The 12396-nt window shown below is 67.4% G+C and carries 9 protein-coding genes and 4 pseudogenes; 4 read left to right on the forward strand and 9 right to left on the reverse strand.

The window, feature by feature from the left end; genetic code table 11:
• Nucleotides 1-4 precede the first annotated feature (4 nt).
• Together E6W36_RS04390 and E6W36_RS04395 are read left to right on the forward strand one after the other, a co-directional pair.
• On the forward strand, nucleotides 5-226 hold the full coding sequence (locus E6W36_RS04390; RefSeq protein ID WP_222873878.1) for a SixA phosphatase family protein: 222 nt from the start codon (nucleotides 5-7) through the stop codon (nucleotides 224-226).
• Between the two features lie 98 nt (nucleotides 227-324).
• Entirely contained in the window at nucleotides 325-549 is a 225-nt protein-coding gene (locus tag E6W36_RS04395; protein ID WP_222873879.1) for a hypothetical protein, read from the forward strand.
• 72 nt (nucleotides 550-621) lie between these two features.
• Here the strand turns inward: E6W36_RS04395 and E6W36_RS04400 are convergent, their stop codons facing one another.
• On the reverse strand, nucleotides 622-1251 hold the full coding sequence (locus E6W36_RS04400) for a transglutaminase-like cysteine peptidase (RefSeq protein ID WP_222873880.1): 630 nt from the start codon (nucleotides 1249-1251) through the stop codon (nucleotides 622-624).
• A 113-nt stretch (nucleotides 1252-1364) separates the two neighbouring features.
• On the opposite strand from E6W36_RS04400, the gene E6W36_RS04405 reads away from it, so the two are divergent.
• Nucleotides 1365-3275, forward strand: coding sequence for an HD domain-containing phosphohydrolase (locus E6W36_RS04405; protein WP_222873881.1), 1911 nt, complete (start codon nucleotides 1365-1367; stop codon nucleotides 3273-3275).
• On the opposite strand, the pseudogene E6W36_RS04410 reads toward E6W36_RS04405, so the two are convergent.
• Together E6W36_RS04410 and E6W36_RS04415 are read right to left on the reverse strand one after the other, a co-directional pair.
• Nucleotides 3221-3693: pseudogene (locus E6W36_RS04410) on the reverse strand (MmcB family DNA repair protein). The gene E6W36_RS04405 and the pseudogene E6W36_RS04410 sit on opposite strands and share 55 nt — an antisense overlap.
• 56 nt (nucleotides 3694-3749) lie before the next feature.
• Nucleotides 3750-5141 (reverse strand): annotated as a pseudogene (locus tag E6W36_RS04415) (protein adenylyltransferase SelO family protein).
• 145 nt (nucleotides 5142-5286) lie between these two features.
• Between E6W36_RS04415 and ald the strand changes: the two are divergent.
• A pseudogene (gene ald, locus E6W36_RS04420) lies at nucleotides 5287-6397 on the forward strand (alanine dehydrogenase).
• Between the two features lie 305 nt (nucleotides 6398-6702).
• On the opposite strand, the gene E6W36_RS17830 reads toward ald, so the two are convergent.
• The 6 genes and pseudogenes from E6W36_RS17830 to E6W36_RS04445 form a co-directional block, all read right to left on the reverse strand.
• The gene (locus tag E6W36_RS17830) at nucleotides 6703-6972 is read right to left on the reverse strand and encodes an OmpA family protein (RefSeq protein ID WP_246048114.1); all 270 of its coding nucleotides are present in this window, start codon (nucleotides 6970-6972) and stop codon (nucleotides 6703-6705) included.
• Between the two features lie 264 nt (nucleotides 6973-7236).
• On the reverse strand, nucleotides 7237-7479 hold the full coding sequence (locus tag E6W36_RS17835; RefSeq protein WP_246048115.1) for an outer membrane protein: 243 nt from the start codon (nucleotides 7477-7479) through the stop codon (nucleotides 7237-7239).
• Nucleotides 7480-7992: 513 nt separating this feature from the next.
• Nucleotides 7993-8379 carry a DUF2793 domain-containing protein gene (locus tag E6W36_RS04430; RefSeq protein ID WP_425459682.1) on the reverse strand — a complete coding sequence of 129 codons (387 nt, stop codon included), beginning with the start codon at nucleotides 8377-8379 and terminating at the stop codon, nucleotides 7993-7995.
• Nucleotides 8380-8975: 596 nt separating this feature from the next.
• Nucleotides 8976-10432: pseudogene (locus E6W36_RS22970) on the reverse strand (phage tail protein); the annotation flags it as partial.
• A 332-nt stretch (nucleotides 10433-10764) separates the two neighbouring features.
• Complete coding sequence (locus tag E6W36_RS04440; protein ID WP_246048117.1) at nucleotides 10765-11199, reverse strand: NlpC/P60 family protein; 435 nt, start codon at nucleotides 11197-11199, stop codon at nucleotides 10765-10767.
• Between the two features lie 357 nt (nucleotides 11200-11556).
• Nucleotides 11557-12393 (reverse strand): DUF2163 domain-containing protein, encoded by an 837-nt coding sequence (locus E6W36_RS04445; protein WP_222873882.1) that lies wholly within the window; start codon nucleotides 12391-12393, stop codon nucleotides 11557-11559.
• Between the last annotated feature and the right edge of the window lie 3 nt (nucleotides 12394-12396).

A 12396-nucleotide genomic window follows, 5' to 3' on the forward strand; every position in this document is an offset into this window, starting at 1 on the left:
ACCCATGCGCACCCTGTTCCTTCTCCGCCACGCGAAGTCGGACTGGGACGATCCCAACCTGCCGGATTTCGACCGCCCGCTGGCGCTGCGCGGCCGCGACGCCGCCATCCGCATGGGCGTCTACTGGCGGCAGGCGGGGCTGCATGTCGACCTGGTGCTGTCCTCGCCGTCCATGCGCACCCGCCAGACCCTGGCGCTCATGGAGGGGCAAACGGCGGACCGCTGAGCGCTGGCCAGCCGGCTGCCTTCGACGACCAGCTTTACCTCGCCAGCCCCTCGACCCTCGCGCTGATCCTCGAGGAGCTGCCGGACGACGCCGTTCATGTGCTGCTGATCGGGCACAACCCCGGCTTCGAGGAAACCGCGCTGGCGCTGAGCGGCAGCGCCGAGACCGGACTGATGGCCAAACTGCACGACAAGTTCCCGACCGGGGCACTCGCGCGCATCGACCTGCCGATCGCGCGCTGGCGCGACCTGAGCCTGAAGGCCGGGCATCTGGCGCTGTTCCTGCGCCCCGTCGACCTCGACGTTACCCTGCCGGCGGATTGACGCCATAGCGAACGGACCCACTGTCTCCATGGTCGAGGGCTTGGCCTGATCGTCATCGCGGGGCGGCAGGCTTCAGCCTGGCGGCTGGTGCAGCCACCAGCTGCGCTCGTTGATGGAGTAGATCGGTCGGTAATGGACGATCAGCCGATCCGGCAGCACTTCCCCGATCTGGTTGTCGAGGATCAGGTAGCCATCCCCGCTCGCAACCGCCAGGATCGCGTGCGGCACACCCAGATTCTCGTCCTGCAGCACGACGATGCGCATCTCGTCGATGGAATAGCCGAGCGCCTTCAGGGCCATGTACTTGGCGATCGCATAGTCCTCGCAGTCGCCGTTGCGGGCGAGAAACTGCCGCACCGCCGCCCAATAGTCCGGCACGCCCCAGTTCTCCGGGTCCGTGATGTAGCGATGACCGTTCAGGGCCTTGTTGATCAGGCGTAGTTGCTCGAGCCGGGGCAGCTTGCGCGCCTCGGCCAGCAGGTCCGGGAAGCTTGGGCGCGCGCAGATCGGCGAGCCGGGCCGGCACGCGCCGCTGGTCGCCAGCACAGCATCCGCGCCCGGCGGCGGCGCGACCGGCTCCGGCGCTGTCGGCGGCGGACCGCGGCGCTCACGCGCCAGCATGTCCAGCCATTTCGGGAACTGCTCGACGGACGCGAACTGCCGCTCCGGCGCGCCGAACAAGGTGCGCGCGGACGCAGGCACCGCTGCGGCGAAACACGCGACGCACAGCAAAGGAAGATGCGCGCGACCATGCTTGGCTTTTGCCCGCAGGTCTTTAAGAAATAGCTAAAGTTTCGCAGGAGCACGCCCGCGCCATGACGCAACCGACACCGCGTCGCCAGACCGTCCTCGCCCTTGTCGGCCTCGGCCTCGCCTATGCGCTGGCGCTGGCTTTCGGCCTGCGCAGCGCCGAACTCGAGCGCAGCCGCGACATCGCCGCACTCGGGCAGCAACATGCGCTGGTGGCCGCCAGCCGGGCGGAAGCCGTGAGCGGCTGGGTCCAGGAGACCCGGGATCAACTGGCAGCACTCGCCGACAACCCGGCTGTACGGCTTTACACGCTCGGCGCCAGCAGCAGCGGCGACCCGCGCGCGGCCGCCGGTCAGGCGCAGTATCTGGAGAGCCTGCTGAACGCGACCGCCGCCCGCGCCGGCTTCGGCGTCGCCCGCATCGCCGTGCGCGCCGACGTGCCGGTGCCGGAGGCGCCGGGCATCGCCGTACTCGACCCCGCTGGCCGGCTGATCGCGCGCGCCGGCGGGCCGCTGCCGCGATTGGCGCAGGGCTTCGATGCGCACAAGCCGAGGCTCTCCGTGGCCATGCTCGGCGGACAGGCGGCCCTGAGCGCCACCCAACCGATCCTGCGGCTGCAGGACGATACCGGCGCTCCGGTCGGTCTGCTCTATGCCGTACGCCTGCTGGACGAGGGGCTGGCGCGGCGGCTGCGTCAGCCCGGCGACCCCTATGCGAGCGGACGGACGATCCTGGTCGACGCCAGGGGCACGCCGCTGCTGGCGCCGGGAACCGAGGATCCGGCGCAGGCGCTGCCGGAGGCGATCCGCAAGGCGCTGCCCCGCGACGGCAAACCCTGGATCAGCGCCGACAGCACCGCCGCCTATCAACCGCTCGCTATCGGCGGACTTGGCGTCGTGCGCGTGGTCGATGCCGATGAAGCCTTGCAGGAAGCCAATGAACGCCGGCGGCTGAAAAGCCTGGGCTGGATTTCCGGCATAAGCTGGCTGGCGGCGGTGCTGCTGCTGCTGTGGCGGCACGGCGCGGCACAGCGGGCGACAAGCGCTGCACGCGACGCCGAAGCCGCAACCGCGCGCGAAGGGCGCGCCCGCCTGTTCCTGCAGGAGATCGCAGACAGGCAGCAGGCGCTCATCCTGGTCGGGGATGCGGACGACCAGCTGGAATTCTCCAACGCGCGCGCCCGCGTTGCCCTGCATCTGGGCCAGGACGCGCGCGGCGTGCCGCTTGCCAGCCTGTTCGGCGCGGAAGCCGAGACGGTTGCCGGGCTGCTGGCGGCACTGCGCGCGACGGCGAGCGCTGCCGGACCGGCGCGGCTCAGCCTCGGCGGGCGGTCGGTCAGCCTCAGCGCGCTGCCGATGGCCGACGGGCAGAGCCTGCTGGTCGGCGACGACGTGACCGACGTGCTGGCGGCCGAAGCGCGCCGCGCCACCGCCATGACGGCACTGGTGACCTTGCTGACCGGGCTGATCGACGCGCGCGACCCCGCCTCGACCGCGCACTCGCTGAAAGTCTCGCGCCTGGCGGTGCTGGTCGGCACGGCGCTGGGGCTGAGCGAGGCGGAGCGCGCGACCTTGCAACTGGCCGGGCAACTGATGAACCTCGGCAAGATGCTGGTGCCAGCCGAAATCCTCACCAAGGCTGGGCCGCTCGATGCGCAGGAGCAGAGCATCGTCCAGAGCGCGGTCGCGCGGGCGGCGGACATGCTGGCACCGGTGCCGTTCGACCTGCCGGTGGTCGAGGTGATCCGCGGCCTGAACTCCGTCTCGCCGCCGCTGCCGGCGCGCATCCTGCGGCTTGTGAACGCCTATGTCAGCATGGTCAGCCCGCGCGCCTTCCGTGCCGCGCTGCCGCACGATGCCGCGCTCGATATCCTGCGCGCCAAGGCGACCCCGGCCGATGCGCCGGCAATCGCCGCCATCGCTCAGAGCATGGAGACGGATGCCGGACGCAGCGCGCTCGAGGCGTCATCGCGCTGAAAACGCAGCCGCTCGGCGGCGCGACGCGCGAAACGCAGGGTCTCCGCCTTGCGCCGGGCGGGCGCAAGCGGCGTGCTGACCGGGGCGCGCAGCTCCACTGCCTCGAACCGGTCCGCGCGGATCAGGCCGACCCGCTGCGGCTGAAACGCCGCCGCTTCCAGCAGCGCAGCATCGAGCGACGGCGGGACGGCAAACCAGAACCGATCACAATAGTCCAGATAATCTGGCCACTTGGCGTCGCCCGCAAGTCTGCGACGCTGACCTTGATCTCGACGATGGCGAGCGCACCCGCGGCGTCGACACCCAGCAGATCGGCGCGGCGGCCGTTACCGAGTGTCGCTTCGCTGAGCACGGCATAGCCCATCGCCGACAGCAGTCGGCCGACGCTGCGATCCAGATCGGCGGCAGTGAAGCTCATGGGGAACAATCCGGCATTAAAACCGGAACAGAAAGGAACAAAACCCGCGACAGGAGTCAACCCGAAAACGCCTCACCCATGCGGCGGATGGCGGCGATCTTGGCCTCGAACGGCGACCAGTCGTCGGCGCGGTCGATGGCGGCCCATAGCGTCTCGACCTCGTCGATCAGCAGGCTGCAGGGGCGGAGTCGGCCCAGTAAGGATGGTCGAGCGCCACGACGGGCTCAAGCGCCAGCAGCCGGTCGAGCGCGGCCTGGAACGGGGCCGATGCATAGGCCGCCGCCGCCGGCGACGCTGCCGCCCGGCCGCGCGACAGGGCACCGCCGCGCCAGTCGAAATAGAAGCGGTCGGGCGGCAGGCCGGTCTCTGCCAGCGCAGCGTCGATGGCGGTCAGGGTCGCGATGTTCTCCGCATGCGCCGCCGCCGGTGCAACACCCAGACGCGCGCAGACCCCGGCCACCATCGCCGCCTCGAAGCGCGCCGGGAACGTCTCCAGCGCTGGAACCAGCGCCGTGCGATCGACGATCAGCAGCAGCGCCTTGGCCAGTTGGTAGAGGTTCCAGTGCAGCGCCTCCGGCTGGCGACCATAGCTGTAAAGACCGTGATGATCGAAATAGGCCGCGGTGAAATTGGGGTCGAGACGGGGTGTAAAGCGATAGGGGCCGTAGTCGAAGCTCTCGCCGGTGATGTTGATGTTGTCCGTATTCAGCACCCCGTGGACGAAGCCCGCCGCCATGTAGCTGGCGACCAGCCGGGCGGCGTTGGCGACCACGGCATCCAGGAAGCGCGCCACCCGGTCCTCCAGCGCGCCGTCCGCCGTGCGGTCAAGCAGATGGACCAGGCAATAATCCACGAGGCGGGCCATGGCGTCCTGCTCCGCGTGGAAGGCCAGCCGCTGAAACGTGCCATAGCGGATATGGCTGTGCGACAGACGCACCAGAACCGCCGAACGGGTCGGCGACGGCTCGTCGTTGCGCTCCAGCGCCTCGCCGGTCTCGATCAGGAGAAGCTCTTGGAGGTATAGACGCCCAGCGCCTCCAGCATTTCGGTCGCCAGCACCTCGCGCATGCCGCCCTTGAGCGTCAGTCGTCCGTCGCCGAAGCGGCTGTAGGGCGTTTGACCCGAACCTTTGGTCCCAAGGTCGAGCAGACGGCCATCCGCCAGATCGCGCAGCTGGGCATGAAGGAAACCGCGACCGTCGCCGATATCCGGGTTGTAGGTGCGGAACTGGTGGCCGTGATACCGCAGCGCCAGCGGCTCCGGCAGGGAGCCCGGCAGCGGCTTGAAGCGGCCGAAATGGTCGATCCAGGCTTGATCGTCCAGACCGTCGAGGCCGACGCGCGCCGCCCAGTCCTGGTTGCGGAAGCGCAGGATGTGCCGGGGAAGGCCGCCGGCCGCACGGGGTCATAGAAGGGATCGCCGAGGCGAAGGATCGCCGTTTCCGGCAGGGGCTGGCGGGCTGCATCACCCTGATGTAGCGTCTCGAACGCATGGTCGCCAGTACCGCATCGGCCACTGTTTTCTTGCCAAGTCGAGAAATTTTCGTACAAGCGCGCAGTGTCTGGCACGCGACTCTATCATGGGGAGAAAGATATGCGCATCGGGGTTCCCAAGGAAATCAAGGTCCACGAATACCGCGTCGGCCTGACGCCGGGGTCGGTCGCCGAACTGACTGCCCATGGCCATGAGGTCCTGGTCGAGACCGGTGCCGGGCTGGGCATCGATTTCACCGACGACGAATATCAGTCGGCCGGCGCCCGGATCATCGGCGGGCCGGAGGCGATTTTCGACGCCGCGGACATGATCGTGAAGGTCAAGGAACCGCAACTGCATGAATGCGCCTGGCTGAAACCCAACCAGACCCTGTTCACCTACCTGCACCTGGCCGCCGACAAACCGCAGGCGGAAGCGCTGATGAAATCCGGCGCGACCTGCATCGCCTACGAGACCGTGACCGACGCGCAGGGCCGCCTGCCGCTGCTGAAGCCGATGTCGGAAGTCGCGGGCCGCATGTCGATCCAGGTCGGCGCGCACTTCCTGGAGAAGGAACAGGGCGGGCGCGGCGTGCTGCTGGGCGGCGTGCCGGGCGTCTCGTCTGCGAACGTCGTGATCATCGGCGGCGGCGTCTCCGGGTACAACGCTGCGCAGATCGCAGTCGGCATGCGCGCCAACGTGACCATTTTCGATACCTCGCTGTCGCGGCTGGCCGAGCTTGACCAGCTGTTCGGCTCCAGCATCCGCACGGCCTACGCGACCAAATCGGCGATTGCCCAGGCGGTGATGCAGGCCGAACTGGTGATCGGCGCCGTGCTGGTGCCGGGGCCGCTGCGCCCAAGCTCATCACCCGCGAGCAGTTGAAGAGCATGAAGCGCGGCGCGGTGCTGGTGGACATCTCCATCGACCAGGGCGGCTGCTTCGAGACCAGCCACGCGACCACCCACGCTGACCCGGTGTTCGAAGTCGACGGCATCATCCACTACTGCGTCGCCAACATGCCGGCGCCGTCGCCCGCACCTCGACCATCGCGCTGAACAACGCCACCCTGCCGTTCGCCGTGCAACTGGCGCAGAAAGGGCCATGGGCCGCCATGCGCGCGAACAAGCATCTGGCCAACGGCCTCAACGTCGCCAACGGCAAGATCACCTACCAGGCCGTCGCCGACGACCTCGCGCTGCCGTTCGAGGCGCCGGCCCAGCTGAGCTAGAGTCTGATGACTTTACGTTGAACCACGCGCCATCGCGCGGTTGCGCACGCGCCGCTCACCCTGAGCTGGACGAAGGGTTGAGCGGCTCGTGGTTCGTCCAGGCTCACCACGAGCGGACTTTACAGCCTGCTCCGTGAAGATCGGAATGGCGATCCCATCCAATGTCATCAGACTCTAAGGCGCGCAGCGGCGGGGTCCAAGTCCACCGCTGACGAAAAGCAGCTGCCACGACGTAAAAAGCGCCATGCGGGCCCTTTATCGAGCCGTCTGCGAGCGCCGAGCGCCCACAGATCAAGCTCCTTGCCTTACTTCGACAGCGTGATTTCCACGCGACGGTTTTGCGGTTCGCGCGCACCGTCGGCGGTTTCCACAAGCGGGCGGCTTTCGCCGAACGCTTCTGCCTTCATGGCGTCTGCCGTAATGCCAAGCTTTGCGAGCGCTGCCTTGGCGATAGCGGCGCGGCGCTCGGAGATGCGTTGGTTGTACGCATCGCTGCCCGAACGGTCGGCGTGGCCCTGCAGGACGATCGAGGCCTGACCAGTCGACTTGTAGGCGTCCGCAGCGCGCTCAAGCACAGCCTGCGCTTCCGGTGTCAGGTCCGCTTTGTTCCAATCGAAGAAGATGATGAACGGCCCCGGTGCCGGCGGCGGAGGGCGGCGGAGGCGGAGGCGGGGGCGGAGGGGCGGCGGAGGCGGCGGCGGAGGAGGGGCGGAGGAGGGGCGGCGGAGGCGGCGGGGCTGCTTCGGCCGGCGCGCCGAAATTGTAGACGAAGCCGATCGACACCGAATGCGTGCGCAAACGGGACTGAGTATCTACATCGATACCTGGGTGCGAGATACTCAACTTCCTGCGTTTAGAAATTTATACTCCATCGTGAAATCGACGGCGTCCGATATAGCACGCCGGAAACCCGCGAGTAATTGCCACGCAAATCGTGTTTCGTTCTCGGAGTCGAAGTTCACCGCCGGTGTTGAGCTTATCCTCAAGTTATTTAAACCAACGCTGGCAATACCTGCACCACCACCAATATAGGCTTGGCCGACCTTCTCATCCGAGCCAAAATCGAAGAGGCCATTGCCCATTACAGTAAAGACACCCGTGTTTCCGGTAACAGGAGTACCCCGGGGTGGCGTGACACCTAGTGCGGTAGATGCTTCGGTGCTTAACGAAATGCCGCGAACGTTGGCACGTTGATACCCAAGCTCAACCTCGGTCGGAAGGGGCCAAAATCATAGCCGCCAACACCACCAATGTTGAACCCGATCTTGCTCCCGATATTCACCCCTTCGTCGATGTTAGGTGCATCGCCCGGTGTTAGAATATCAAGTTTTGACCTTCGAAGAGCGTAAAACCGCCCTTCAGGCCAGTGTAAAACGCGCCATCTTTCGCGTGCGCTGCAGAAACCATCGCCGTCGTGGCGAGGACAGCTGCCATAATCAGTTTTTCATGGGTATCCCCTCGTGGAGTGATGACCAACCCGTCTCAATGCGAGTTAGATTGGACTTACTGAACGCCAATGGTCAAGGCAAGTTCCGAAGAGATACAAATTGTTGCTGCCTTGCAACACAACCGCGAGATAGCGACCAGATGCTCCCCTAAACGGCAATTAAACCATGCGTACGCAGCGCATCCAATATCTGTGCAATACTGGTCCGGGCTTGCGCATCTATTGTTGCGCCTCCGGAAGGATTGCCGATTGCCGGCAGTTGTGCGCCGACCACCTTTACGCCGTTCACAGCAAATGCCGCGGCGGACCAGACGCCGGGTTTCCACGACGCACCATCGAAATATCCGAAACTGTCGGCCGCCTTGTTCCAGACGATCATGCCCGGCGTTGGCGCCAGAAACACCCAGCCGCCTTCGCCCATGCAGGCGACATGATGGTCATAGCCGGTCCAGGCATCCGTCGCGCTGGCGGCGACCAGATAGCATTGGCCGACTGTCGGGCTGGCTGGCGGGGCAGCACTTGACGGGCCCTCCACCGCGATGTGCAAAGATAGCCGATCCGCTCGACGGCTTGGTTATGGGTGATTTCCTTTTGGGCCTGTCCGGCCTCCAGCAGCGGGAGATCGTGGCGCATTGGTCCTCCTTCAGGGTCGGGTGAAGTTTTGGCGTGCGGGGTTCCCGGGCCAACGGTTGCGCTCAACTGCGCAATAGAAATGGCCAGGGTCGCAACCGGTGCGCCGAAATCCGCCGTCTGTTGCGCCATGCTGTACAGCGCCTCCGGCACGGATGTTTGCAGTACCCGCCGCACGGCCCCGATACTGTCCAAAATCTCGATCCGGTATTGCTCGGACTCTTCGGCCAGCGGCGCGTCCACGCCGTCGACCCAGTCGAAGCCGGCTCGGCTGCGCCGAACCCAGCGCAGTGCAATGTCGCCGCCCGGTTGCCAGGATGCCGTCAGATGCACAGGGCTCAGAGGCCGCAGCGCATTGGCGCGCTGGGTGAACGCGATCGCCGGCACGTCGCCGAGCGCCTGGTAGGGGCTGAGCGCCTTGATCAGCAGGCTCTGCCCAACCCCAAGCCCGGCAATGTCGACCGGTGCCAGCACCGCCCCGCTCAGCAGGACGAAGCGCTCGTTGGGGCCATGCCCCGTCGTCGCCCACTCGGTGCCGCGCCGCCCGCGCAGCAGGCCGCGCAGCCGATACACGCCGGGCACCACCAGACTGGCCGTCCGGAACTGCACAAGCTCGTCACCGATCAGGCACAGATTGGCACCCGCAAGAACGGATGTGGCGCTACGATCCTCCAGCAACATTGATGGGTTGAGCAAAGCAATGTCGCAGGACCCGCGCTCATCCCAGACCTGGGATGGACCGGGCGGCAGCGTGTTGGAGGTCGTCCCAAGCACCGTCGCACCGACGATCTCGGCGGCGAACGCATAGTCCGCGCCGCCATCGCGGCTGACGTAAAGGGAACTGCGCCGCCAGCCCGGCCGGTCGCCGCCAGCCGCAAACGTCACCGGCGCGCTGGTTGGCGCGGTTGCGCCAAGCGGCGGCAGGTCGAGCGCATGCGCGGTGGTGCCGCCATGGTCGGCGCTGGCCTGCCGCGGGCTGTCCCCGGCATCGCCGCGCGCATTGCTCAGCCGGTCGACGGCGTCGATTGGCGTCAGTTCCAGTTCCAGGCTGCCGGCATCGATCGTCAAGGTCTCGATGCGCCAGCGCGCGCCCGGCGTCTCGGCGAAGGCGATCGTGTCGCCGGGCTCCAGAGCGAGCGCGCTCCAGGGCAGGTGCACGGTCAGCATGCGCCGGGCGCGCCAGCGCCGGGCCAGCAGCCGCTCGGCGGTCGCCTTGGCCCCGTCTGCACCCAGAACCAGCGGCAGTTCATAGCGCTCGGCTGTCGCGGCACCCCCATCGCGCGTCGGGCGCGCTGCTGGCCGGGCTGATAGTCGCGCGCCGTGTCCCAATAGAGCAACGCCACTTCGCGCGGCAGGCTGGCGTCGGCGGTCCGCTCCGTCGCCCGACGCGCCGGCGGCGCTTCGCGCTGGTCGGGCGCATCGGTGCCCAGCAAATCGGCATCGAGGGTTACGGCCGCATCGTCGATCCGGTCGGAATACACAAGGCCGCCAAGCGCTGTCGCATAGCCGCGCACTCCTGTCGCTGCGCGCAGGATCTCCAGCATGTCGAGGCCGTTTGCCACCCCGCGCGAGGCCACCAGACCCGGCACTGTGGCGTCGACGTCGATCCGTTCCGCGCCCACGGCCGATCGCGCGTTGACATCCGCCAGCACGCGACGGACCGGGATCTCGCTCTCCGTATCCGCGATCACTTCGAAGGTCAGGTTGGGTGCCCGGTTGGCGAACTCGGCCAGTTGCAGGTCTTCGATCACGGCATAGGCCATCCCGCGCCAGGCCGGCGTTGCATCAATCCCGAGTGCCGCCTCCAGCAGCGGGTCGGGCATCTGGCGGCCATCGCCGGCATAGACCCGCAGGCTGCCGCCGACGGACAGCGGCCCCTGCCCTTCGCGGATCAGCTTCCCGTCCGCCCAGATCCGCTCGACCCGCAGGATCGACCGGGCGCTCAGGCCCACCGCCATCGAGACGGAATAGCTGTACGAGGTGGTAGAGACCTTCTGCCCGCCCTTGCCGCCGACCCGTGTCGTCTCGGTGCTTCGCGTCTCCTGGAGGCCGCTGGACCACAGCACGTTGCCGGCGACCCGCGCGCGTCCGTAAACCAGCGGGATCGGCGCGCCGTAGGTCGATGCCTGGACCGCGAGGTCTGAGAGGCGCGGCCCTTCCCGCCGCACCGGCGGCGTCAGCGCTCCCAGAACCTGCCGGTCGACGAACGAGCCGGCAACCGAGCCGATGAGCGCGCCGACAGGTCCGGCGACGACAAATCCGACCGTGCTGAGGATAAGGGTTGCCAAGGTCAGGCTCCTGGAGCGATTCCGGGGCAGGTCGAGATCTGCTCCGGGAAGCGGTAAGCAGCGATCAGGGCGTCGGCCCAGGCTGGCGGCAGCCGGTGCTCGACCACCCGCCCCAGCCGCGCATGGGCGTGGATCGCGCCGCCCGGCGTGCGGATCGCCAGGTGCCGCCGCTCGGCGTCGACCGCCAGCAGCAGCACGTCGCCCGGCAGCGCCGCGGCGGCGGGTAGCACGGCCAGTCCGTGGGCGATCAATCCCGCCTCCAGCGCCCGCTGGTCGCCGTTCAGCGAATAGGCGGGGACGCAGGCCCGCACGCCAAGGGCTGCGGCGACATGGATCACCAGCCCCAGGCAGTCGAGGCCGGTTTCAGGATCGCGGCCATGGGGGCGGAACGGCACGCCGACCAGAGCGCGCGCCGCGCTGACGGCGGGATGGCTCATACCGGGTCGCATTGATTTTTCTCCGGCGCGCCATTCCGGCGAATCCAAGAACATTTTTGCTAGTGGGTCGGTTTGAAAAACCGCTCGTGGTAAGCCTGGACGAACCACGAGCGGCTCAACCCTTCGTCAAGCTCAGGGTGAGCGGCAAAGTTTCAAAATGACCCGCTACCACATTTTTGATGTCATGAGACCTGTGCGCGCATGATGCTTCCTCCCCATTGGGGAGGGGACCACCCGCAAGGGTGGTGGAGGTGCCAAAGCGACGGATTTTTCTGCGTTCGCTTCACCCCTCCGCCCGTCTTTCAGACGGACACCTCCCCTGATAGGGGAGGATTTTGCCACCGCGCGCAGGTTTCCTCACAGGCCGGGATAGGCCAGCAGCGAGTCGGCCCCGGGCACGTTCGGCTCGCCCTGGAAGTTCAGGACATTGGCGAATTTCGTCCGGCAGGTCCCGAGGCGCTTGTCGCAGCCGGCGCGCGCCTGAAAGCGGTCGCCGGCGCGGATCGGGGCCGGCGGTGCCTCGCGCAGCACGACCTCGGCATCGGTAGACGAAAACACTTCCTGGTCCAGCGCGGCGTTGTCCCCGGTCAACCAGCGCACGCGTCCATAGGCATAGAAATCCGGGTCTGCGTTCAGCCCGGCCGCTGCGAACCGGGTCGCATCCAGGACGCTCGAGACCTGCCCGACCACCGTGTAGCGCGCCAGCGAAACCCGGCAGCGGGCATCGCCCAGGTCGGCCCGGCAGTCCGGGGTGTAGGTCTCGACCAGCGGAGTGGCGAGCGCGTCGAAAGCGGACCGGCAGTTGACCTCGAATGCATCGTCGCTGCGGCGCACACTGCCGAAGCCGCCGCTGAACAGCGGAATGATCCCAAGCTCGGACGCTGACCAGTCGACCAGAAACACGCAGAGGCGCGCTGCATCATAGCGCCCGGCGTCGAGGTCGGCGGCCTGGATCGCCGCACTTGTCAGGACGCCGCGCACATCGCCGGCGTCGGTCGCATTGCCGCCCGCCTTCAGCGCCGTCGGCGTGAAGGACGGCGTCGACCGATAGCTGAGTCCGTCGAGCCACAGATCGCGGTCGTGCGTGGTGAAGCCGAGGGCCGCGCCGTCGCGCCGCACCAGCCGCCAGCACACGGCCCAGGATGTGACCGGCTCGGCCAGCCGTAGCGCGAGCGCGGGAGGGATTAGCCGCACCGT

Origin of the sequence: Hankyongella ginsenosidimutans (assembly GCF_005144965.1) — a bacterium.
Classification (GTDB): domain Bacteria; phylum Pseudomonadota; class Alphaproteobacteria; order Sphingomonadales; family Sphingomonadaceae; genus Hankyongella; species Hankyongella ginsenosidimutans.